Origin of the sequence: Echinicola strongylocentroti (genome assembly GCF_003260975.1) — a bacterium.
GTDB classification, from domain to species: Bacteria; Bacteroidota; Bacteroidia; order Cytophagales; family Cyclobacteriaceae; genus Echinicola; species Echinicola strongylocentroti.
In genome coordinates, this window is the sequence record NZ_CP030041.1 from 5921891 (window position 1) to 5946249 (window position 24359).

Consider the following 24359-nt stretch of genomic DNA (forward strand, 5'->3'; position numbering starts at 1 on the left):
ATGAGTAACAGGATCTACAATGTGCTATTCCATACCCATACCGTAAGCGGCATCGTGATCAGCGTAGCGTTGTTTGTGATTTTCTTTGCTGGTTCTTTTTCCTTTTTTAGGGATGAGATCGTTGGTTGGGAGAGAAATGAACCGATTGCTGAAAATGCGACCTTGAGTGACTTGGATTTTGACGTGTTGTTGGATACCCTTGATCAGCGATATGCACTTTATGGACGAGATGTGGCCCTTACTAGGTATTTTAATGAGCGAAGGATCAATGTCAGCCTATCTGCCACTAAGGATACTACGGCCACCGAGGAAGCAAAGCGGAGGAATTTCTTCTATTTGGATCCCCAGACTTCCGATACTTACACTTATCAAAGTAACTACAGCATAGGGGAGTTGCTGTATCGCCTTCACTTTTTTGCCCAGCTAAACTTGTGGGGAACTTCAGGATATATCTTGGCGGGTCTAGTGGCCTTCTTCTTTCTTTTTGCTATCATCACCGGTGTGTTGGTGCATTGGAAGAAGATCGTTTCCAATTTCTATGTCTTCCGCCCAAAAGCCAGCTTGAAAAACCTCTGGACTGACGCCCATACTGCCCTTGGAGTGATAGGTTTACCTTACCAATTTGTCTATGCAGTGACAGGAGCCTGCCTGATCATCGGTACATCTGTGATGTCTCCAGCTGTGGTAGCTTTCGTATATGACGGAGATACTAACCAGCTGTATGAGGACTTTGGTTTTAATCCACCACATTATGAGTGGTCCAATGATAAATTGGCCGAAGTGCCAAGCATCAATGCATTCGTAGCACGTGCAGAAGACAAATGGGATGGCTTCGAAGTTCGTAATGTTGAGGTGTTTGATTATGGTGATCAAAATATGCACATTGGGATAGAAGGCCGTACAGATTATAAAGCAAAATTTGCGGGCAGGGGAGAAATTGTGTTTAATGCAACTACTGGCGAAGAGGTAAAAGTCGTGGATCCCTTTACGTCCACTTCTTATCAAAATGCCGCTACAGCTGTTATTACCCAGCTGCACTTTGGGGATTTTGGTGGTATGCCCTTGAAGGTAGTTTATTTTATTTTGGGTATTATTTCTTGTTTTGTCATTATTTCGGGTGTCATGATCTGGTTGGTCGCGCGTGACAAAAAGCACATCCCTGAAAAACAGCGGAAGTTCAATGCTTGGGTCGTTTGGATTTATTTGGCGGTTTGCTTGAGTATGTTTCCGGCTACGGCCATTACCTTTTTGGCGGTCAAGGTTTTCCTTCTTGATTTTGATGCTACACGCATGACATTCATCTATCAAGTCTTCTTTTACAGTTGGTTGGTGTTGTCAGTGCTATTTGCCGCAAAACGGGACAATTTCTTTACCAATAAATATAACCTTTTAGGAGGTGCCGTTTTAGGGCTTCTGGTTCCAGTGGCCAATGGCATCATCAGTGGTAACTGGCCTTGGGTGACTTTTCCTGCTGGTTATTACCAGATCTTTGTGGTAGATGTTTTTTGGTTGGCGGTTTCCTTGACGGCTTTGATCATTGGACTGAATCTTAAAAAGCCAGACAAGCAAGTCAAATCACCTCCCCGCAAAAGAGTGATCAGCCATTTGCAAAAAGGGGTAGATGTTTCCTTGACGAGAGAGGAAAGTCTACAACAATTAAACTGATGTACAGCTGGGGATCATTTCTCCTCTGATCGATTAGAATAGCCAAAATTGCTAGCAACAATAACCCGTAAAAGTGCGTTACTCGTTTGGACGATTTTGAGCCTTCAGCATGCAGTCAGCGGTTGCTTCGTGCTTACCTCAGAAAACAGCACAGTACAGCACAATGAGGTTGAAATTTCCAGACGTGTTGAAAGAGCTATTCTTAAAGTCACTATCTTTATTTTTTAGCTTAACCGATAAAATGAAGACCATGCGTTTCCGATTAGTTATTTCTTGCCTGCTTTTCTTAGCCAGCATTCCCTCTTTCCTACTTGCCCAAGATGTACGAAAATCATGGACGCTGGAAGACAACTGGAAGTTCAGCAAAGGAGAGCAAGAAAAGGCCTTCGCGGTAGATTATGACGATTCAGGCTGGCAGGAAGTGACCGTTCCGCATGATTGGGCGATCTATGGTCCTTTTGATGAGCGCAACGACATGCAAATCGTCGCTGTGACCCAAAATGGTGAAAAAGTGGCCACGAAGAAAACTGGGCGAACAGGCGGATTGCCCTATATGGGAGTCGGCTGGTACAGAAGGACGTTTGAGGTCCCTGGTTTTGACCCTGAGGGACAACGGGTAAAACTGATTTTTGATGGGGCCATGAGCGAGGCACAAGTGTATGTCAATGGGGAAAAAGTAGGCTTTTGGCCCTATGGCTATAATACGTTTTATTTTGATGTAACGGATTTCCTTCATACGGACGGATCCAAAAACCAATTGGCCGTCAGGCTGGAAAACAAAGAGCAATCGTCTCGCTGGTATCCTGGGGCCGGGCTCTATCGGAATGTACATCTGCAGGTTACTCCCAAAACCCATGTGCCCGTTTGGGGGACGTTTGTGTCCACGCCCCATGTCGCTGAGGAATATGCATCGGTCAATGTGAAAACCGAGGTAAAGAATGTGCCGGAAGGAACTGACATCACTATCACAACAATCATTACAGATGCTTCTGGGAAGGAAGTGACACAAAAGGAAAATACCCAACAACTCAATCACGGTCGGCCACTTGAGCAGTTTTTGACGGTGAATGACCCGCAACTTTGGTCTCCTGAAACGCCTCAGCTGTATTTTGCCAAGTCCACCATCTCCATTGGAGGCAAGCTGGTGGATGAGTTTACGACGCGTTTTGGGATTCGGAAAATTGAATTCATTGCAGATAAAGGTTTTTTCCTTAATGGGCAGCGGAGAAAATTCCAAGGGGTAAACCTGCACCATGACCTTGGCCCTCTGGGCGCGGCAGTGAACCGTTCTGCTATCAAGCGACAGCTGAAGATCATGAAGGACATGGGCGCTGATGCCATCAGGACCTCACACAACATGCCTGCTCCCGAATTGGTGGAGCTGTGCGATGAGATGGGCTTGATGGTGATGGTGGAGTCCTTTGATGAATGGGATGTGGCCAAATGCAAAAATGGTTATCACCGCTTCTTTGACGAGTGGGCCGAAAAAGACCTGGTGAATATGGTGCGTCATTACCGAAACAACCCAAGCGTGGTCATGTGGAGTATCGGCAATGAAGTGCCTACCCAGTGCAGTGCCGATGGGTATAAAGTGGCCAAATTCCTTCAGGATATTTGTCACCGAGAAGATCCTACCCGCTTGGTTACTGCCGGAATGGACCGCATTTCCTGCGTGCTGGACAATGGTTTCGCAGCAATGATCGATGTGACGGGCTTTAACTACCGCACCCATCGGTATCAGGAGGGGTATGAAAAGCTCCCGCACAGCTTGGTACTGGGCTCAGAGACCGGTTCCACGGTGAGTTCTAGGGGTGTTTATCATTTTTCTGTAGAAAAAGGCGCGCAGGTGATCCATGAAGACCAGCAGTCCAGCGCTTATGGACTGGAGTACTGCAGCTGGTCAAATCTCCCCGAGGATGATTTTGCACTGGCGGAAGACTATGACTGGACCTTGGGACAGTTTGTGTGGACAGGCTTTGACTATTTGGGAGAGCCTACGCCGTATGATACCGATGCTTGGCCCAATCACAGCTCGATGTTCGGGATTGTTGACCTAGCTGGAATTCCCAAGGATAGGTATTATTTGTACAAGAGTGTGTGGAAGCCAGAAGAAGAGACCCTTCATATTTTGCCCCATTGGAATTGGGAGGGAAGAGAAGGTGAGAAGACACCAGTTTTTGTTTATACCAACTATCCATCTGCCGAACTCTTCATTAATGGCAAGAGCCAAGGGAAAAAGGCCAAGACCAAAGAGGGGAGCTTGCAGGAACGGTACCGGCTGATGTGGATGGATGTGACATATGAACCTGGCGAAGTGAAGTTGATAGCTTATGATGACAATGGCAACAAGGCAGCTGAGAAACTCCTACATACGGCAGGAAAAGCCCATCACATCAACCTAATTCCCGAAAAAGAAAAAGTGTCCGTGGATGGCAAGGAACTGGCTTTTGTCCGCGTGCAGGTTGTGGATAAGGAGGGGAATCTCTGTCCGACCGATCAACGATCCCTGTCGTTTGAAGTGAATGGCGCAGGGGCTTTCAAGGCCGTTGCCAATGGTGATCCGACTAGTTTGGAGCTTTTTCATAAGCCTACTATGAAGGTGTTTAACGGCCAACTTACGCTTATCGTATCACCAGAAAAGTCAGGTGAAATCAAGGTGGTCGCAAAGGCAAAGGGAGTCAAGACAGGGGAGGAAACCTTGTCAGCTTATTGATGGATGCTCTTTAGGTTTTCTTAGACTACAGTTTCTTTTTTCCAGTTTCCTCCTTGTCCGCTGGTGGATCAAAAACGGGTAAAAATTACCAAGTAAATTGGCCATCACCAGTAGGTAGAAAAAGAGTTGGGAACCTGTAAAAAAAATGAATAGTGTAATACCAGCTAAAACCACCGTGGCAATTAGGTACTCAAATTCCCGGGTAAAGTGTTTGATCTTAATCTCCTCAAGGCTAATACGGTTTTGGTTTTTTCCATACATCATCTGATATTCCATGTACTCCAGTGGAAAATAGGAGATGAATTTTTCAAACCAGTTGAGGGCTATCCATTTTTCCCATTTGTTGCCGTTAAAGAGGAACAGCTTACCATACCTGGAATGGAGAAGGTGGCCTTTTGTCCAATGACAAACCATTATCGCAACAAACCAAGAAAATATCAATGAAAGAATAGTAGGGAAAATTATGGTGATTAAGATCATTTACTTTGGATTATAAACCTGCTAACTACATAAACACGCAATTCACATAATTATTTTAAATTTTGGATATTGTTTTCTTTTCACATCGATGAAATGGGGCTTATTTTCCAGTCTTTATAAGGGTGGTAGATAAATGTGCTGATTGGTATGATGCCCTTAGCCTAGTGATGGATCAAGCAATATTTTTTGGGAGATAATTTTCGACACACTTCCTTAAGACTCTTTTTTCCTGTTGATTATTGGAATAAAGCGCTGTTGGTGTGTATTGGTTTTTAGCGTGAATTTATAAGCGCTAGGCAGGTAATTGCTGCTAAAAGAATGAGGTTGCTTTTGATGTTCACCATGAGGGGTTGCCCATGGCTAAGGAGATTACGCCCTTTCAGGGCTTTTTTATGCTACTTGTCTTTTCCAATTATAAGCAAAAAATCAGCGCAAATCATAATCATCTGCGTCATCAGCGTTCTATCCGAACCATCCCCCGATCCTTCAACTTTTCCGTAAGACCCGGCCAAGCACCAACTACTTTTTGGGTGGATATAAAGGAGGTGAATTTTGTAAGTACTTCTGGGCTCAAGTTAGACTTATCCAATCATAAGAATTATGAAGGAGGAAAGCATTTAAGGTAAATTTCGAATGGTAATTTTTTTAAAAAAATCCGTTTGAGTTCAATTTTCGTGGTGATTTTCCTTTCTTTTTCTGCCTCAATAAAATAGACATCTTCGGCTTGATCGATTGCAGTCTGAAAACGTTTTATTTCAAGCTTTATTAAAGAAGGAAATAGCACTTTGAACAACTCAAAGTCGATGAGGTGTTTTTTCATTAGTCTGATAAGTGTAGTTTCTTTATATCAAAGTAATCAAAATTGACAAATAGACAAACGAATAATGTGATTTTTTTTAGAATTGATAATAAGAGATGGTGATTTTTTTAAGTGAACCGTTACTAAATACAATTGTAGAGGTGATATTTACAAGCACCTATATTATGCGTGCAATCGTTGTACTTCACACCAAGATGCTATTAAAGCTTGTTTTTTATTGAGATGTTTGGAAAAGTCAATGAATACAGGAGTGCTGAGTGGTGTTCTGAGTATGATCCAGTCAATTCCTTCAGCTTCTATGTGGCTTCCTGATAAATTTTCATTGGTGTTGCCAAAGCCATGGCAATAATGGTCATTGATAGTTTTTCCTACATTGCTCATATTGAAATCGGTATAGTTAAAAAGGATTTCTGATTATACGCTTTATTGCCAATAGGTTTTATTTCTCACGGAACACACAGAACTCCAAGAATGAAATAAGGCTTTTCTGAGATTTCCATGTTTTCTGTGAGCACCTATTTCATTTTCCTGTGATTACTGGTATCATTGCTGATAATCATGAAAGGATTCCTAATCGTATTACGTAATTTAAATAAAATCCCGCAAAAACCCTTTCCTTAAACCTAATATTGGTATTAAATACCGTAAAAGGGGTAGGGTATTTAAATAAAAATAACGCAACAATGTTGCAAAAAATAGCATTCTCAATTAGGTTTGTGTATTATAGGTTCATCAGAGAATATATTTCCTATGGGTTAGCTGTCTATTAGGATACCATAAAATACAGTAAGGGTAAAAGTCGTTTATCAAAATTGGAAAGATGGATTGGCCAAAAGCTATTAACTATGGATACAAAACGCATAAATGTTTTTATACTGACAGGTTTTTTGGGGGCTGGGAAAACAACTGTGCTAAATAATTTATTGCAGCAATATGCCCGTGAAAACAACATGGTAATCGAAAATGAGTTTGGAGCGGCATCTGTGGATGGCGGTTTGGTGAATGTCCGGCAAGACCGAGTTTTTGAGTTGAACAACGGGTGTATTTGTTGTTCATTGGGAGAAGAGCTCTATAGCGTCCTGAGAGAAATAGCGCAGATGCCCACTCCTCCTGAGAATGTGTTTATCGAAGCGTCGGGCTTGGCTGACCCTGGTGCTCTGGCCAGTGTTTTTGTGATGGAAACAGTGAGTGAGTATTTCGTAGTCAAAAGTGTCATAGGAATAGTCGATGCTGTTTTATTTGAGGATAGTTTGGTAGAAGTGCCAGAGGCGGGAAGACAATTGGCCATTGCTGATTTGATAGTGTTGAACAAGGAAGCAATGGTTGCCAAAGACTACACCCACTCTCTCGTTCAGAGAATCAAGCGAATTAACCCTCTTTCTGTTGTATATCCTACCAATTACGGTAACATCAGCACTGAGCTGCTGGCCCAGCACTTTACTGAAGCCCCCCAGTTGTTAACTTATAAAGAAACACAATCGCATGAACACAGCGATGTCAAATCGATTTTGTTGGATTTTAAGGAGGTCGTTTTTGATCTTGGTCGTTTGCGAAGTATCTTGACGGTGTCACTATTTCTCCATTACCATCAGATTTACAGGATCAAAGGCTATGTCCATATCAATGGAAGCAAGCGCCTTCACTTGGTCCAAAGCGTAGGCCAGCAGCTTAGTATTTCTCCCGTCCATAGAAATGAGGTCCAAGATCCTTTTTTAGTGGTAATAGGAAAAGGGCTTACCAGAAAAGGGATAGAGAAACTGTTTTCCAAGGGCTTTGATCATGAAGCAATGGTCAAGTGACAGGTGAAGACCAATCAAATATCATTTCTAGAAAGTCGTGACATGAAGAGTCCGATCGCCAATAAAGCAGCATTTTGCGTACTGTCTTCACCAATTGATCAGGCTTTTTTGATCATCTTGAGGGAAAACCAGCCCAATACCACAATGATGATGGCCATTATCGCCCAAAGCCATGCTTTATTACCAAATAGCGGCAATGGAGCAGCAGCCGGTGTTGACTGGATGGCTATTGGCGGTTTTAGCGTAAGTGCTTTTGGGGAGGAAGGGATGTTTTCAGTGAATTGGGCAATATCATAATGCGGGGCTATTCCATTGGCCTGGCCATATACCAGAAAATAATCTGCCGGTGTCGTGAATCGGGCGATCAGCATATAGTCAAATCCTTTGGCTTCCACACCATTCACGGTGAGAGGTGTATTGTCCTGATTATGGATGGTGATCCTGAGCTGCTGTAGCGTGGTAGGAGGCAGGTCAAATTGGTTGCCCGAGAGGGAGTTGAGCATTCCTGAAGCCAACTGACGGTACTGATAATGCCAGCCTTTTTCTATCTGTACACTGTCCGAAAGGTAGCTTATAGTGACTGGCCGATAATAGTCAAAATCTTCGTTAATATTGATCTTCACCTGACTTATCGGTACCGGCATGCTTAATTTCACTTCGATTTGACTTGACTTTGATTCATCATTCTGATGTGACTGAATACTGGCGACTTGGTGGTTTTGATAGGTTCCTTTTTCGATGACCTGCCGCTCTAGTGTTGCTTTTTGCAAGTTGGGATTTTTGCTGCTGGGGATGGCCAGTCGGTAATAGGGGTAATTGGCCGCCGGAAAATCCAACGTGGTGAACCGGAAGTCTGTGGAAGTGTTTTTGATGGAGAGTATCCTGTAATCTTCCAATAAGGTGAACCATTCTTTTTGGTCATGGCTTCCCTCCAGCTTTACTTTCCAGTCAAAGTTCTGTCGACCAATATCAAGGGCAATATGGTCCGTTATCGCTTCACCCGCTACTTCAAACGTGTAAAAGTGATGTCCACTACTTTGTGAGGTGTTGAGTAATTTGAAGTCAATGGAGGCTTTGTCCGCTTTTGGCGCAGTGGACCTGAGGAGATAGGGAGCTTCTATCGTGTCCTGTTGGGCTGTGATGCCATAGATGCGGATATCATCGAGCTGTTGGTCGACCTTTCCGAAAATATCATCCGGCAGGTCAATCTGATGCCACGTATCGGTGATGCCTTCCAACTCACGCATATACGCGTAATCCTTGATTTGCCCTAAGGCCTGCTGGGACACCAGCAGGTAAACGGGGATTAGAAGTTTAATGATCGGTCTCATCAGTGATAATGTGCTTGAATTTGTTGTACAAAAATGAAATGATCAGCAATAAAATGCCAAGGGAAATGAATACCACGGTTTTGGCGATGGTGTCCAAGTGGCTGATGTCATAGAAGAACAGTTTGAGCAGTGTAAGACCAAACAGCGCAATCGCCGCTATCCGCAGGTACTTTTTGTTTTTCCAGATTCCAATTCCTATCACTGTCAGCGCATAGACACCCCAAAAGATACTAAGCCCAAGCTTATATTGACGGGACCAGCCGGCCATGTCCATCCAATGAATCAGTTCACTGCTGAGGGTCCATACTAACGTGAGGTGCAGTCCAAAATCAAATGCCATCACAAAAGAACGTTTCATAAAAGCCTGTTTTCGGTAGAAATAGGCAGCGATAAGGGCTAGGCCTACAAAAACAAAGGAGATATAGCGAATGATAATATTTCCAAACCCATATGCAAAGTATTCCGGGTGGGGTGGATCCAGATAAGTTACCCTAAGCTCACTTAACGCATAAAGACCATCGGTCAAAAAGATCAGTAAGGCAAAGGCCAATAAAACCAAGTTTACCCAGCCGAGAGGTTGACTGCGGAGTTTTTTGAAATTTAAAATCGCCAAAATTGCTAGAAAAGCCAGCGAATAGCAAATGGCCCAGATGCTCTTAAAATGGAGCAAGTCCTCGTTTCTAACGTATCCGATATTATCAATGGCCACTTCCGAGATGACATACAGTTGCTGCCAGTAGGTGTTGATTTCTGCAAGTAAAGTGTAGAAAGCGCTAAAGAGGAGGATCGCGGGAATACCAAAAGAAATGACAGTGGCCGTTTCTTTTGTCGGTTTCCACGACGGGGAGAAGTCCGTTGTTGATTGCAGCCAATAGATCCACCCAAAGCCTGCCAAAAACAGCAAAGAGGAAAGAAAATGGATATTAATTAGTGGCGTAAAATGCGCTTCTTTTATTTCTGGATAATATGTGGCGTAGATGATCGACCAGTCTTGGATCAGGCTGAAGAAAGCGATGAGCATGAGGGGATAGGCCATTTTTTCGTAAAATGCTACCTGTTTGGTCCTTCCTATCCAGAATAATAACGCAGCTTCACCAGTCCACAGCAATGTCACCCAATTGCCATCCAACTGTACTGGGAAAGTCAGGGTGACAAAGATCAAAACCAGCCCTATCACCAAATAGAAGAGGTTGCGATCAGCGAGTTTACGTCGATAAATCGGTAAGCTGACCAAGAAATGGATAATGGCATTGGCCAGTGTAAACAGTCCTAAAAAGGGGGCTTTATCCGGTTGATCTGAAAGAAGCGCATATCCTATTCCATAGAAGATAAAGGCATTGGTCATCAGCATGATGATATCTGCTGAATTGAACTTTTCCTTCTGAAGGAATTTATAAGCAAGGAATGCCAAGTAGAAGATCACAAAAAAGATCACCAGAAACGTCATGGCCAAGCCAAAATGTTCCGCGCGTCTATAATCGAAAACAAACCATACCAGATAGATGATCCAAGTCAGTCCAAAAGCGGAATAGTAAAGTGCTTTCCAGTATTTTTTGATAGCAATGACAAGGATTCCCGCATTGATAATAGCGATATATGAAAAGAGAAAGCCGACATTGCCGGATCCATCACTGAGTAGAAAGGGGACAGCATAGGCGCCCACCAGTCCAATGTGTGCGATGACCTGCTTGTCGTAATGCAATGCTGCCAGCACGGTAAAGGCCGTGAAAATAACCATCAGTGCAAAGGTTAACGGAAGCCCGATCAACCCATAAAAGCTAAATGCTGCAAAAGTAATAAAATACATAATGGCCATGGCTCCACTGAGCAGCACAGCACTGAAATTTCCATACTTCTCTTTTAGCTTTATGGCAAATCCCATGAGACCAATTCCCAAGCCGTAGCCAATGATAATTCTGGTCAGTGGGCCGATCAGTTGGTTTTCAATGGTGTATTTGGCACCTATGGCGACCCCTATGATGACGATGATAATACCGATCTTATTGGCGAGGTTTTCACCAATAACCTTTTCAAAGTCGATTTTTGGTTTTTTTGACTTGGGAGGGAAGTCCCAGGCCAAGGCTGCTTTTGACTTTTCCTGTTTACGGAAGGGCCGTAGCGATGGTGTTGGTTCCTTTTTGGGAATTTCGGGTAGCGTTTTTTCCTCTTTTCCGGCAGAGGTAGATGTTCTTTTTAATTGTTGGATTTCAGATTGCAGCTGATTGACTTCCTTGGAAAACGCTTCTTGTTTTTCCAGTAATACTTCCAGGTTTTTTAGAAGCAAGTCCAGCTTTTCGTGATTTTCAGCCATAGATTAATGGTAAAATAGAGTCGATTGATGAAAAAATAGCAGTCAGCTAGCTATTCCGGCAATATAGGATTTTCTCGGCTAATAAAATGTGATCTATTACAGGAAATACGAAAGCGTAAATTGTGAATCTCTCCGAATACTTACGACCTTTTGGGATAACGATTACAGATGTTGATGGTTATGAGGAAGTAATTTGTTTCATATTGAAGGCGTTTTGTTTTTATGAAGCGGGAAGTGTAGAGCAGTTTCCTGTAGCGGGATAGGAAACAAACAACTGCCACCGATTCACCTAATTTTGCCTCAAAAAAACAATAGGTCGGTCTTCTTTACTGTAGCTATTTTCGTTGGGATTTGCCTAGGCTTTCTTTACAAAAATGGACTTTAAGGCCATTGCGCCGAAGCCAGGGATTTTGCAGTCTATATTGTGGTCTCCCTCTACCAAACGAATGTTTTTTACCTTGGTGCCTGCTTTTATGGGGTGGGCAGCGCCTTTTACAGGCAGGTTTTTGATCACTACCACATCGTCGCCATCTTGGAGGGGATTACCGTTGGCATCTTTGACGTCCAGACTTTCTTCATCCTCCTCAGTAACTGCAGTTTCTGGGTTCCACTCGTGGCCACATTCAGGGCACATCATCGAAACTCCGGTAGGGTAGGCGTATATGGAACTACATTGGGGACAAGGGCTATTCTCTGACATGATTCGTAGTAATGTGTAGGATAAATTACTGTTCTGTAAATACTTCTTCTTTATGATCATCGTGGTTTTGGTGATCACACAGCTCTTCGGAATGCACTTCTCCAAAACCCGAACAGGTATGGCAAGCGCTGACCTCTTTTAGTGTCCCATCGCATCGTGGGCAGGTTAATCTTCCCTCACCTTCACATCGGGAGCATTGGTAATATTCGGTGATGTCAAAGACATTTTTCCGAGTGACGATCCCGGTGGCTTTACAGCGGCTGCAACCCACCACTCCTTTTCCTTTACAATAGCTACAGTCCTGCTCGATGACTTTTTTGCCATGGCAGGTAGGGCAGGGTTGGTACCGATAACCTTTGGCATCACACAGCTTACAGGATGAAATAGCCTCCAAAGGAGCTTTCAGTGCTTGCTGTAGGGCTTTTGCCTCCTTATAGTTTTCTGCTTTGAACCCGTTTATTTCAAGGTATTTGTTGAGGAAATTAGAGCTGTTGTCGAATTGCTTTAATTGGTAAAGGGTTTCTGCAAAATAGTAGGGCATTTCTGGTGGAATGGAAACCCCGCTTTCGATAATTTGTCGGAAATAGTAATTGGCTTTTTCATAATCACTTTTGGCGATGGAAGTTTTGGCCATTTCCATGAGACGGTCAGTTCTTCCTAGGTTGGGGCTACTTTGGCCAAAAGAAGTGTTGGTCATTCCGACCAATAATAATAAAATGAAAAGGGAAGTCTTTAAAGGGATAAGCCAGGAATGTTCCTGTGTGATTTTCTTTCGCGGCATAGTATTGATTCTACTCTCTATCTAATCGAACTTAAAGAACTAAAATTTGCACGAAATGTCCGCAGTTTTTTCCTTTTTTTTAAGTTATATTAACATTATTAGTGCATTTTGAATGACTATTGCGCAAATGGTATGTATGATTTTACTACAAAAACAGGAGTTTTTATACAGCTTTTTTTAACGGCACACCATAGATGGTTCATCCTGTTTGTCCATCTTTTCCCAGGGTAGGAATCGCTAAAATAACCTCAAACTTGACAAGGTAACGAGATGAAATAAATTGTTTCGGGTATTTATTACTAGTTAATTGTTAAGGATTTTATAATTTACTGTTAAAAACGGAAATGGTTATTAAATGAATTGTAATTTTTAGTTATATTAAAAGTGATTTGTTAAAAAGCAGGCAGGGTTATTGATGAATAGCGACTGCAATCTTTTTGATGCACTATACAACTTAACTGTTTTAACATGATCAATGAAATTTTAAAAAATGTGGGGCCAGAGGTGATTTCTAAGATCACTAGCCAGTTTGGATTGTCAGAGGAGCAAGCCTCCAAAGCAGTAGACACCACACAAGAATCTCTCACTGCCACAGCCACCAAAGAAGCTGCAGGCGGGAACCTGGATGGATTGCTCAATATGATCAATCAAGGCAGTGGAGCGGCCGGTGGTAGTATGTTCCAGAAGTTTGCAGGAAACCTGGCCAGCGATTATATCTCCAAGCTGGGAGTTTCTGAAGGTATTGCCCAGCAGATCAGCAATTTTGTCCTGCCATTGGTGCTCGATAAGATCCTAGGCCAGACTGGTGGAAATGCCGGCAAAGGTGACCTGATGAAGCTTATTGGAGGCAGTGCGGGTGATATCCTCAAGGGCAAGGCAGGAGATATGCTCGGCGGATTGGGGAATATGTTTAAATGACAATCATCCTTTTTATGGGGGTTTAATAATGCGGAAGCATTGGCCGACTATGCTGGATATGGTCATATAGACTTTATTAAGCTCATTAATGATTGGCATCGCTACCACAGGACAACTTTAACTTAATTTTCAATTATAATTCGTTTACAATCATGTCAAAAACCATCACAAGCATTGAAGGAATTGGACCTGTGAATCAGGAAAAACTGACCAAAGCAGGAGTAAAAACCGTAGAAGGACTTTTGGAGAAAGGCGCCTCTAAAAAGGGCAGAAAGGAATTGGCCGAATCTTCAGGAATTGATGAAGGCAAGATCTTGGATTTTGTTAATATGGCTGATCTTTTTAGAATCAATGGCGTCGCCAGCCAATTTGCAGAATTGCTGAAAGCTACTGGGGTGGACACGGTCAAAGAACTTCGTACCCGAAATCCAGAAAATCTCCACAAGGCACTTACAGAAACCAATGAGGCAAAAAAACTTACCAGAACAGTTCCTGCATTAAGCCAAATAGAAGATTTTATCGATCAGGCCAAATCACTGGATCCGGTGGTTACCCATTGATATTAGCTATAGAGACAGACACCTTGGACGGTTTGCCGTCCAAGGTGTTTTTATTTTAGCATGATTGATCCAATAGTAGAGAATGAAAAATATTTTTAGCCGATAGGCTGCTACCGAAACGATGACATCATGCTCACTAATAGAAGAAGATACAAAAAGCATCTAGTTATGCATTTCGGAAAGCCAGCCACCAGCTTAATCATTTTATATGACAACTAAAGAAGATTTCCAGCGGCATATTTCAGCAGGTTACCAAACGAAAAAAGACTTTTTTGTTTTAGGAACAGGTATACTGGAAAAAAATCCCGTGAAAGAAGCTACGGTCAAGATTCCCCTAAAGACACTCAATCGCCATGGGCTGATAGCAGGAGCTACAGGTACGGGTAAGACAAAGACATTGCAAGTGATGGCGGAGCAACTTTCACTGAAAGGAATTCCGAGCGTACTGATGGATCTAAAGGGTGATCTTTCAGGTCTCGCTTGCCCGGGCACTTCAAATGATCACATTGTCTGGCGAAGTGATGCGATAGGGGTAGAATATGATCCTGCGGGTCTTCCTGTGGAGTTTTTGACTATCAGTCAAGAGCCCGGGACTAGGCTAAGAGCCACAATAACGGAGTTTGGGCCGGTGCTGATTTCACAGATTTTGGACCTGAACAGTACCCAACAGGGGATTTTAGCCTTGGTTTTCAGGTTTTGTGATATCAAACACTTACCCTTGTTGGATTTGGAGGATTTGAAAGAAGTCTTACAATATGTGATCAATGAAGGTAAAGAAGAAATAAAGAAGGAGTTTGGCGCAGTCTCCTCGGCCTCTGTGAATACGATCATGCGAAAGATCATAGAACTTGAACAGCAGGGAGCGACATCGTTTTTTGGTGAGGTGTCTTTTGATGTCAATGATCTGCTGAGGCAGAGAGAAGGAAAAGGAGTGATTTCCATTATTCGATTGACTGATGTTCAAAGTAAGCCTAAGCTCTTTTCTACTTTTATGCTGAGTTTACTATCTGAAATCTATGAAACCTTTCCCGAGCAGGGAGATTCGGATAAGCCCAAGATGTGCCTTTTTATCGATGAGGCACATTTGGTATTTGACAATTCCTCCAAAGACCTAAGGGATAAAATTGAAGTGATCGTCAAGCTGATCCGATCCAAGGGTGTCGGAGTTTATTTCTGTACGCAAAGTCCGACGGACATTCCGGAAAATGTCTTGGGGCAATTGGGGCTTAAGATTCAACATTCCTTGAGGGCCTTCACCGCCAAGGACCGTAAGGCTATCGGCAAAACCGCCGAAAACTACCCAGAATCTACATTTTATGATACCAAAGAGGTCTTGACCAAAATGGGAATTGGCGAAGCATTAGTTACAGCACTTAATGAAAAAGGAATCCCCACACCCTTGGTGCACACGCTGGTGAGACCTCCCGTGACCAGAATGGATATACTGTCCAAAACCGAACTGGAGAGCTTGGTAAGTCAATCACAGCTCGTTCAGAAATATAACCAGGAGATCGATAGGCAAAGTGCACACGAGATGCTGGAGGCAAAAATCCTACAGGCAGAAGAAACAGCCAAAGAGAAGTATACATCTACTGCAAACCGAAAAACTACTTCACGTAAAAAGGAAGACAGTTTATTTGAAGAATTGTCCAAAAATACCATGGTCAGACAATTGGGCAGGACAATTTTCCGTGAATTGACGCGGAGTATTCTTGGCACCTTATCCGGAAAGCGCAAGTAAGGTACTGCATCGCATAAGGGGTAGATGTTGCCCTAGTCGTATCGCTCATCTAGGATATATCCATAAGGGTTTTTTAATTTGGAAGAAGCAATATATTTTTACAGTATATGGCGATTATAGGAGTAATAGGAGGCGGAGCTGCTGGTTTTTTTGCAGCTATTCATGCGGCACAAGAAGGAGCACAAGTGACGATCTACGAAAAGACGGGCAAGACACTGTCCAAGGTGAAGGTGTCAGGAGGGGGGCGGTGTAATGTGACCCATGCTGCTTACCAAGTTTCCACACTGGTCAAGCATTATCCCAGAGGAGCAAAATTCCTTAAAAAAGCCTTTGGAAAGTTCCAGGTAAAAGATACGGTGGAATGGTTTGAAAGCAGAGGTGTAAAGCTCAAAACAGAAACCGATGGCAGGATGTTTCCTGTTAGTGACAGTTCACAGACCATCATCGACCTACTTCGCCAAGAAGCGGATAAACTTGGTGTAGAAGTAATGCAAAAGTCAGAAGTGCAACAGGTTACTGCTACGGATGAAGGCTTTGTATTGACTATAAATGACAGTACCACCATGGTGGACAAAGTGATCGTCTCGGCAGGAGGAAGTCCAAAGTCAAAGAGCTACGATGTGTACAAAAAACTAGGACATACCATCATTGATCCGATCCCAAGTTTGTTTACTTTCAATACCCCAGCAGCAAAGCTGAAGCAGCTGCCTGGAGTGGCCGTCCCCAATGTCCAGGTGAGGATAGAAGGTACCAAACTGGCTTATGAAGGTCCATTATTGATCACCCACTGGGGAGTCAGTGGACCTGTGGTATTGAAATTATCAGCTTTTGGGGCAAAGTGGCTTCATGAGCAAGATTATAGTACGAATGTACACATTAGGTGGGTGACAGGAATGAAAGAGGAGGAAATCGGACAAGCGTTGCGCACCTACAAACAACTACACCCAAAACGTAAAGTAAGTGTTCACCCACTTTTTGATTTGCCAAAAAGACTGTGGGAGCACCTGATAGAAAGTGCAGGAATTGACTCATCGGCCAAGTGGTCAGAATGTGTCAAAAAACAAATAAATATTTTGGAACAGCATATTTTTTGTTATATCTTACAAATGAAAGGTAAGACGACGTTTAAAGAGGAATTTGTTACAGCTGGAGGAATAGCCCTAAATGAGGTGAATCCAGTAAATATGGAGAGTCGGTTGGTGCCAAATTTGTTCTTTGCGGGAGAAGTTTTAGACATAGATGGTATTACGGGAGGTTTTAATTTTCAGGCCGCTTGGACCACGGGATATATTGCAGGAAAATCAACACAAAAACTATGATCAACACCATGCCTAACATGATTAAAAGCAGGAATATTAACATGGATAAAGTCCATGAAATGTCAGAGGGAGATATGGAATTTCAGAAGGAACTGCTTCAAGCCATTGCCAGTTCCGTAGAAGAGCTAAAAGAGCGATATGAAGATGGTATTACTAAGCGTGATGAAGATATTCTTCACCAAGCGAGGCACAAGGTTAAGCCAACTGTTACCATTTTTGAGCTTAGAAATTTAAGTCAAGTTTTGGACAAGGGAAGACAGCTTATCCAACAAGATGAATTGGATGAGAGGATGAATGAACATTGGGAAGAGTTTTCCAAAGTTGCTGATGATCTCTTGCGAGAGATTTATGAAATGAATAACTGAGCACAGATTTCGTTTGTTAAAAGAGAATTGCCGAATACTACTACTTCACATTACATTTTTGCCCATTGATCTACTAGTAAAATGCTGATAAGTTGATTTTTACAACTATACTGGGCCATAAATTCACTATTGCTACTAATTGTATCCATTCATAGAATAGGGTTGACCTGATATTCTGGTTTTATGATCGGAATAATCCGTCATTGTTAGCTTGTCTGGGTCAGATAGGTTCTTTTTACAGGATGGTACGTAGGAAAAAGGGGCAATCTCGTATGGACGGAGACTGCTGTAGCTCCTTCCCATAGATCACTGTTGGAGACCTGTTGGCTCGAGATAAGGGGCAAGCAATGGTTCAATGGGGAATAATTTTCGACACACTTTCCTAACATTGCTTCTCCCTATTGATTATTGGAATAAAGCGCTATTTGTGTGTATTGGGTCTTAGCGTGAATTTATAATGCTAAGAAGGTGATAGCTGCTAAAATAAAGAGATTATTTTTTATGTTCACTTTGTGTATGGCCCATGGCTTAGGGTGTAATGCCCTTTTAACCTGAGCTCGACTTATTTTTAGTATAAAAAGCGTCATAGCGAAGCCTTTTAAGGAGGATGTGGGTTGGAAAAGGGTGTGGCAACTCGCCGCGGCGAGCTGCCACGGCTTCCACTTCCTCAAATCTCCCCCTAAGTCCTGTTTGGCTCCAGACAGGCTCGCAGTGCATGTTCCGACCACTGTACGGAAACGGTTTTATAATCGAACTGAGGTTATGAAATTAAAGCATTGATATTTGAGAGGCCAGGGAACAGTCCCCTTGTTCCGACAGCTGTGCTGTGGAACCACGAACATTGAGTTTTTAACTCAATACCATATATTCGAGCAATTATTTAGGATACAGTTTGTTTGTAAGAACATAGACACTGGACAATAGGGGAGATTTATCAAAAGACCCCACCTACCTCGCCAACAAGGGGAGGAATACAGTTGTCAGGGGTGTTTTAGCAATGGAAGAATACGCTTCACTTATGGTGATTTTTTGGGTAGTTTATTGCTTCATCAGCCTAAGATCATTTACTTTGTCGGCCATTACCGAGCTGAATTTCCATGCCTTTAATAAAACATTCTTCCTATCCCGGTCCACCAATACTTTACTTTAATGGTCATTTCGAAACGATATTGCCCAGTGTGTTTCGGAAAATTACTGGTGTCGTATACCAGCGTGAGCGGATCGATACAGCGGATAGGGATTTTTTGGATTTAGATTGGAGTAGGGTGGGAAGCAAAAAGCTTTTGATCATTTCCCATGGGCTGGAAGGAAACTCAGCTAGACACTATGTCACGGGGCTAGTGAAACTGTTTAACCAACACCAGGTGGATGCATTGGCCTGGAACAACCGCTCGTGCAGCGGTGAAATGAACCGTCAGCAAGTACTTTACCACCATGGAGCCTCACATGATCTGAAAACAGTAATCGAGCACGTGCTGGCTACTGGTGAATATACCGATATCTACCTTGCCGGGATCAGTATGGGAGGAGCGCAAACACTCAAATACCTCGGCGAAGAAGGAAGTGCACTTCCCAATCCTATAAAAAAGGCCGCGGTCTATAGCACTCCCTGTAATTTGCCAGACAGTGCAGCGACGTTGCGATTTACCAAAAACATCTTTTATAAAAATAAATTCCTCGCCAAGCTAAAGGTGAAAATGGCCGAGAAAGCCAAGCAGTTTCCTGGTATTATTGACGAAGTTTTACTGCAGACGGTAAACGATTTTGATAAGTTTGATGACCACTTTACCGCAAAACTTCACGGGTATAGGAATGGGCAGGACTTTTATCATGCTGTTAGCCCTGACAATTGGATGGAAGAAATTTCTGTTCCCACGCTCATAGTCAATGCCCAAAACGATCCATTGCTGATTGATCGTTGCTATCCCATACAACTTGCCGCACAGCACGAAATGGTTTATTTGGAAATGCCCAAACGAGGTGGGCATACAGGCTTTGCTGTCAAAAGGAAGGAGTTTAGCTGGGCAGAGGAAAGGCTACTGGAATTTTTGAATTCGAAATGACATTAGGTGTTTTTTAGATTGATGCCTTTATCCACCATTATTATATAGCGATCAAAACCTTTTGCTGATTTGATAGTTTAGGATATTAAATAGTTTTTCACATGATTCAAAAAGCTTATATTTAGCTCTGATGAATTTTATGGGCAGTCTGTTAAGAAAAACAGCATGCCTATGTGTTAGGTTAAGCAACAAATACCAAAATTATGCGCCATCTTTTTTATAATATCACCATTATCCTAGTTATTTTCTTTGCCATTTTGGCCTATTATTATGAACAATGGATTTGGGCTTTTCTGATCATAGGGCCGATAGTTTTGATCGGGGTTTATAACCGTTTTCAGAAACGGCATACGATTTTAAGGAATTTCCCTATTCTAGGTTATTTTAGGTACTTTTTTGAGATGATTTCTCCAGAAATCCAACAGTATTTTATCGAAAGAACTACTGACGGTAAACCTTTCAGCCGAAATCACAGGGCGTTGGTGTATAGACGGGCCAAGGATGTAAACGATACCCACCCCTTTGGCACACAACTGGAAATCACTGGTGAAAACTACGAGGCCATTCGGCATTCGATTTACGCTACCCCGCCCGTTTCAGAGATTCCTCGGGTGATTGTCGGTAGCAAGGCCTGCAAGCATCCTTACAGTGCTTCGATTTTGAATGTTTCGGCGATGAGTTTTGGTTCACTGAGCAAAAACGCTATCATGGCCCTTAACCACGGAGCCAAGAAAGGGCATTTTTATCACAATACGGGTGAAGGAGGACTTTCGCCCTATCACTTGGAAGGTGGTGGAGATTTGGTTTGGCAGATCGGCACTGGCTATTTTGGCTGCCGAACCGAGGATGGGGATTTTGATCCGGAAAAATTCAAAGAGAAAGCAGCGCATGAGCAGGTGAAAATGATTGAAATCAAAATCTCCCAAGGAGCCAAACCCGGTCATGGGGGAGTACTTCCAGGCGAGAAAAACACGCCTGAAATTGCTAAAATCAGAGGAGTAATACCCCACACCACTATCGTATCTCCACCCAGTCACCGGAAATTTTCTGACCCTGAGGGACTGATCAAGTTTATCAGCGAATTAAGGGAGCTAAGCGATGGTAAGCCAGTTGGCTTTAAGCTTTGTATAGGAAGGACGGAGGAGTTTATCGACCTCTGCGCGGCCATGAAAAAGAGTGGTGTAGTGCCAGATTTTATCACGGTGGATGGGGCCGAGGGCGGAACTGGGGCTGCGCCATTGGAATTTTCCGATTCGGTGGGTATTCCACTCGAACCCGCATTGATTTTTGTGCACCGGACCTTGGAAAAATTTGGGCTGCGGCAAGAAGTGAAAGTAATTGCTAGTGGCAAAGTGCTCACGGCTTTTTCTATTTTGAGGATGCGTGCCCTGGGAGCCGATATGTGCAATTCCGCCAGGGCATTTATGTTTACAGTGGGCTGCATTCAGGCACTCCGCTGCAATACCAACGACTGCCCAACTGGCGTGGCCACGCAAAATAAAATGCTGGTGAAGGGATTGGTGGTGGAAGAGAAGGCCGAAAGGGTATTCAATTTTCACCGAAATACCATGCATGCTGTCCTAGAACTATTGGGAGCCTGTGGAGTGAAGCATACCAATGAAATCAACATCAGCATGTTTGTGAAAGGTGATGAAATGGTCGCCTTGACCAATAAATACTTCCCTGACTCCGTGCTGAACAGGGTGGATTGATGTAGTTTTTAGTAGTGAGACTTGAGAAGTGAGACTTGAGACAAATGTACATTGTATTGAGACAATCCTCCCCGCCGCGGCGGGGAGGTTAGGTGGGGTTATTTTGGAGCAAAGAGAAACACAATAGGATTTTAGTAAATGACTAGCGATTACAATAATTGATAATGAAAACTAATATTAATCCGGTCAACACTAATCAGGGAAGTACAATGAGTCAGTAGGTGGTAGGTTAAATGAGTTTAAGTAGTTGTGTCAGTTCCCAATAACTTGCATAATAAGCTAAGTAAGAACCCAAGAATAGGAGAAGAAAAAGTTTGCCCTATTGTTGGGCTACTTTAAGTGTTTGATCAATTTTCCTAGATGATCGTAGAGTACTTTCATTTCGTCTAGATCGAGAACCTCTACATTTTTTAATATTTCGGAAGGGATGCAAACTGCTTTTTCCCTCAGGGCTTTCCCATAAGAGGTCAACGTGACAAACACCTTGCGCTCGTCATCTTTGTCCCGCGTTCTTTTTAGCAAACCTTTGTCTTCAAGCCTTTTCAAAAGCGGTGTCAGGGTGTTGGATTCTAGCATCAGTGCATGGGAGATTTGACTTACCGTAAGATAATCTTCCTCCCAAAGTACCAGTAGCACCAAATACTGTGGATAGGTCAGGTCCAGTTTGCTCAAGTGTGGCTGATAGGCTTTTATTATCAGCCGAGAAGCAGCGTAGAGTGGAAAACAAAGCTGATTTTCAAGAAATAGGCTGGAATAATCTTCGGTTTTTGCCATTGTCAGTGTGTATGTTCGTTCTGTAAAACCAATTTACATCAGGTTTTCTGCTTTATCCAATACTTATATGCACCGCTACTCCAAAGGGCCCAAGCGATCAGCAGGGGTTGGAAGAAGAGCCTTACCAGTCTTTTGGTGTCCGTATCCAGGCCAAAGGAGTCGATGCCATTAACGTACTGTGCGATATTACCAGGGAAGACCGCTATGAAAAATAGTCCCAATGCAAGCCCTGTATACACTTTGTAGTTAGTGCCGATAACCATGGCAATACCCAAGAGGATCTCTGCGACACCCGAAGCGAGTACAACGAAATCTTTCGAGAATGGCACCCAATCTGGTACCTGAGCTTGGAATTCAGCCCGCAGAAAAGTCATGTGACCGATACCTGCATATAGCATAAATAGTCCCAAGAGTACCCGAAAGATATTTTGTGCTAAAGTTGTTTTGACGGTTGGTATGGTCATGGTCTTAAGGGTCAGAAGGTATAATAGGTGATTCAAAGTATCCATGAAGCCAAATTTTTGGCTTCATGGATATAGAATATTGCTTAATCATCTGTATTGACATTAATATTGACTTCCACATTACCTTTTACGGCATTGGAGTAGGGACATGTAGCGTGTGCAGTAGCTACGATGTCTTCGGCCGTGGCCTGGTCGGCGCCTTTAATGGTGATGTCAAGGGCAACCGTCAATTGATAGCTTTTGTCGGCTGTCATCGCCAATCCAACGGCGGCGGTGGTTTGGGATTCTATTTTTGCTTTTTTCATGGCAGCCACGTGAATAATGGCATTATCAAAGCAAGCGGAATAGCCTGCGGCAAAGAGTTGTTCTGGATTGGTGAATTCACCGCCTTTACCGCCCATTCCGGTAGGAACGCGGACGTCAAAGTCCAGAATACCATCTTCACTTTTTACATGGCCATTTCTTCCACCAACAGCTGTGGCACGAGTTTCAAATAATGTTTTCATAATTGATTAGGTTAAAATTTTCTTTATTTTATTCGATAGCGATTATATCGTAAACGATTTAAATGAGCGAAAAGTTTAGTAATAGTATTGATTTTTTATTCATCACTTGAGCGTCTACTGAAAATCATTTTTCCTTTCCCATCTCTTCCTTCTACTACAGGGGTGAAAATCAAGGTTATTCTATCCAATTGTAAGATTTTAGCTTGTCGACTATAAGGTCTGTTCTTTCAGGGCAAATGCGTTTAGTGTTTTGAAAGGAAACAATTCTCGTGTAGGCATTGCTATCATCCGTGCCGCTGGCACTTTCCCCCGATTTGTGCATTGGGAATCGCAGTAGCCTATCTTGCTGAATGCCGGGATAGGCTGGAAGTACAAGATCAGTTAGCTAGACAGGCTAACGTCTGTAAGTTGCTGATAACTTACATTCATATTGGTGTCTGTGCTATCCACAAATGGACTGGGGGGATTGCAAATCCTTACGTTTCGGAAGTAAACAAAAAGTGCAATTAGCCTTAATCGCATTCATGCGGTTTGGTATCTATAGCGACCTGAAATTGCTTTAAAATCAGTCGTTTTGGTGTTATCGGTGCTACGCTCACACCTTGTTTTCTGGAGCATGAATTATGTGTAACAACATAGACACATAGTCCACAGTAGGGGATATGCATCTATTCACCCTGTCGGTACCTTCACTGTTCTTGCTGGATCGATAGCAAGCCACTAAGGCACCAAGACGCTAAGTATTCTGGAGAGCAATAGGCCAAGTACCCGACACATCACTATTCCCCCCTCTTTGTGACTTCGTGGCCAAGAAATAATCAGCGAAAATCAGCTGGATCCGCGCTATCTGCGTTCCATTCAAAATTACCTGTTGGATCAATAAGGAGCCACTAAGGCGCCAAGACGCTAATTATTTTGGATAGCGAGGCCAAGTACCCGACACATTACTATTCCCCCTTCTTTATGACTTCGCGACTTTGTGGCCAAGAAATAATCAGCGAAAATCAGCTAAATCCGCGTTATCTGCGTTCCATTCAAAATCACTTGTTGGATCGATAGCAAGCCACTAAGGCACCAAGGCGCTAAGTAGTTTGGATAGCAATAGTCCAAGTACCCGACACATCACTATTCCCCCTTCTTTGTGACTTCGAGACTTTGTGGCTAAGAAATAATCAGCGAAAATCAGCTAAATCCGCGTTCCATTATTAGTCAAAACATCGCTCTCCGAGACCTTTCACGTTCTAAAAGCTATGTGCCCTATGATTCTATGTGGTTGTCAAATAAACAGATTACTAATACATATTACAGGTACATTTCATCCATATACTGGTATTTTA

General features: G+C 43.0%; 20 protein-coding genes. 10 read left to right on the forward strand and 10 right to left on the reverse strand.

The genetic code is table 11. The features are described 5' to 3' along the window. The gene (locus tag DN752_RS23230) at positions 1 to 1665 is read left to right on the forward strand and encodes a PepSY-associated TM helix domain-containing protein (protein ID WP_112786191.1); all 1665 of its coding nucleotides are present in this window, start codon (positions 1 to 3) and stop codon (positions 1663 to 1665) included. 250 nt (positions 1666 to 1915) lie between these two features. Continuing rightward, positions 1916 to 4378 carry a glycoside hydrolase family 2 TIM barrel-domain containing protein gene (locus tag DN752_RS23235; protein WP_112786684.1) on the forward strand — a complete coding sequence of 821 codons (2463 nt, stop codon included), beginning with the start codon at positions 1916 to 1918 and terminating at the stop codon, positions 4376 to 4378. Here the strand turns inward: DN752_RS23235 and DN752_RS23240 are convergent. From DN752_RS23240 to DN752_RS23255, 3 genes are all read right to left on the reverse strand, one after another. After that, entirely contained in the window at positions 4367 to 4858 is a 492-nt protein-coding gene (locus DN752_RS23240; RefSeq protein WP_162633339.1) for a glycosyl-4,4'-diaponeurosporenoate acyltransferase CrtO family protein, read from the reverse strand. The two genes, DN752_RS23235 and DN752_RS23240, sit on opposite strands and share 12 nt — an antisense overlap. 598 nt (positions 4859 to 5456) lie before the next feature. Beyond that, the gene (locus tag DN752_RS23250) at positions 5457 to 5678 is read right to left on the reverse strand and encodes a hypothetical protein (protein WP_112786194.1); all 222 of its coding nucleotides are present in this window, start codon (positions 5676 to 5678) and stop codon (positions 5457 to 5459) included. 162 nt (positions 5679 to 5840) lie between these two features. Then, positions 5841 to 6059, reverse strand: coding sequence for a hypothetical protein (locus DN752_RS23255; protein ID WP_112786195.1), 219 nt, complete (start codon positions 6057 to 6059; stop codon positions 5841 to 5843). A gap of 464 nt (positions 6060 to 6523) precedes the next feature. Here DN752_RS23255 and DN752_RS23260 point away from each other — a divergent pair, with 464 nt between their 5' ends. Continuing rightward, positions 6524 to 7477 (forward strand): CobW family GTP-binding protein, encoded by a 954-nt coding sequence (locus DN752_RS23260; RefSeq protein ID WP_112786196.1) that lies wholly within the window; start codon positions 6524 to 6526, stop codon positions 7475 to 7477. A 98-nt stretch (positions 7478 to 7575) separates the two neighbouring features. Here DN752_RS23260 and DN752_RS23265 read toward each other — a convergent pair whose 3' ends face one another. The 4 genes from DN752_RS23265 to DN752_RS23280 all read right to left on the reverse strand — a co-directional run bounded on the left by DN752_RS23265 (position 7576) and on the right by DN752_RS23280 (position 12516). After that, positions 7576 to 8808 (reverse strand): DUF3999 family protein, encoded by a 1233-nt coding sequence (locus DN752_RS23265; protein WP_112786197.1) that lies wholly within the window; start codon positions 8806 to 8808, stop codon positions 7576 to 7578. Then, on the reverse strand, positions 8792 to 11119 hold the full coding sequence (locus DN752_RS23270) for a DUF2339 domain-containing protein (protein WP_112786198.1): 2328 nt from the start codon (positions 11117 to 11119) through the stop codon (positions 8792 to 8794). The genes DN752_RS23265 and DN752_RS23270 overlap by 17 nt, the downstream gene beginning before the upstream one ends. A 355-nt stretch (positions 11120 to 11474) precedes the next feature. Then, the gene (locus tag DN752_RS23275; protein ID WP_112786199.1) at positions 11475 to 11819 is read right to left on the reverse strand and encodes a zinc ribbon domain-containing protein YjdM; all 345 of its coding nucleotides are present in this window, start codon (positions 11817 to 11819) and stop codon (positions 11475 to 11477) included. 25 nt (positions 11820 to 11844) lie between these two features. Further along, on the reverse strand, positions 11845 to 12516 hold the full coding sequence (locus tag DN752_RS23280; RefSeq protein ID WP_112786685.1) for a tetratricopeptide repeat protein: 672 nt from the start codon (positions 12514 to 12516) through the stop codon (positions 11845 to 11847). A 552-nt stretch (positions 12517 to 13068) separates the two neighbouring features. On the opposite strand from DN752_RS23280, the gene DN752_RS23285 reads away from it, so the two are divergent. The 7 genes from DN752_RS23285 (at position 13069) to DN752_RS23320 (ending at position 21278) form a co-directional block, all read left to right on the forward strand. Continuing rightward, entirely contained in the window at positions 13069 to 13518 is a 450-nt protein-coding gene (locus DN752_RS23285) for a DUF937 domain-containing protein (RefSeq protein WP_112786200.1), read from the forward strand. 152 nt (positions 13519 to 13670) lie between these two features. Continuing rightward, positions 13671 to 14078 carry a DUF4332 domain-containing protein gene (locus DN752_RS23290; RefSeq protein WP_112786201.1) on the forward strand — a complete coding sequence of 136 codons (408 nt, stop codon included), beginning with the start codon at positions 13671 to 13673 and terminating at the stop codon, positions 14076 to 14078. A 208-nt stretch (positions 14079 to 14286) separates the two neighbouring features. Further along, on the forward strand, positions 14287 to 15819 hold the full coding sequence (locus DN752_RS23295; RefSeq protein WP_112786202.1) for a helicase HerA-like domain-containing protein: 1533 nt from the start codon (positions 14287 to 14289) through the stop codon (positions 15817 to 15819). Positions 15820 to 15926: 107 nt separating this feature from the next. Continuing rightward, a complete protein-coding gene (locus tag DN752_RS23300) occupies positions 15927 to 17138 on the forward strand; it encodes a BaiN/RdsA family NAD(P)/FAD-dependent oxidoreductase (protein ID WP_112786203.1) in 1212 nt (403 codons plus the stop codon). A gap of 8 nt (positions 17139 to 17146) precedes the next feature. Then, on the forward strand, positions 17147 to 17503 hold the full coding sequence (locus tag DN752_RS23305; RefSeq protein WP_112786686.1) for a hypothetical protein: 357 nt from the start codon (positions 17147 to 17149) through the stop codon (positions 17501 to 17503). A gap of 1097 nt (positions 17504 to 18600) precedes the next feature. Next, positions 18601 to 19566 (forward strand): YheT family hydrolase, encoded by a 966-nt coding sequence (locus DN752_RS23315; protein ID WP_112786205.1) that lies wholly within the window; start codon positions 18601 to 18603, stop codon positions 19564 to 19566. A gap of 203 nt (positions 19567 to 19769) precedes the next feature. Next, positions 19770 to 21278, forward strand: coding sequence for an FMN-binding glutamate synthase family protein (locus tag DN752_RS23320; RefSeq protein WP_112786206.1), 1509 nt, complete (start codon positions 19770 to 19772; stop codon positions 21276 to 21278). A gap of 330 nt (positions 21279 to 21608) precedes the next feature. Here DN752_RS23320 and DN752_RS23325 read toward each other — a convergent pair whose 3' ends face one another. From DN752_RS23325 to DN752_RS23335, 3 genes are read right to left on the reverse strand one after another with little or no spacing between them, the layout of a single operon-like run. Further along, on the reverse strand, positions 21609 to 22052 hold the full coding sequence (locus tag DN752_RS23325; protein WP_170134471.1) for a MarR family winged helix-turn-helix transcriptional regulator: 444 nt from the start codon (positions 22050 to 22052) through the stop codon (positions 21609 to 21611). 38 nt (positions 22053 to 22090) lie between these two features. Continuing rightward, on the reverse strand, positions 22091 to 22561 hold the full coding sequence (locus DN752_RS23330; protein WP_394337163.1) for a DoxX family protein: 471 nt from the start codon (positions 22559 to 22561) through the stop codon (positions 22091 to 22093). A 38-nt stretch (positions 22562 to 22599) separates the two neighbouring features. Beyond that, a complete protein-coding gene (locus DN752_RS23335; protein WP_112786208.1) occupies positions 22600 to 23022 on the reverse strand; it encodes an organic hydroperoxide resistance protein in 423 nt (140 codons plus the stop codon). Positions 23023 to 24359 lie beyond the last annotated feature (1337 nt).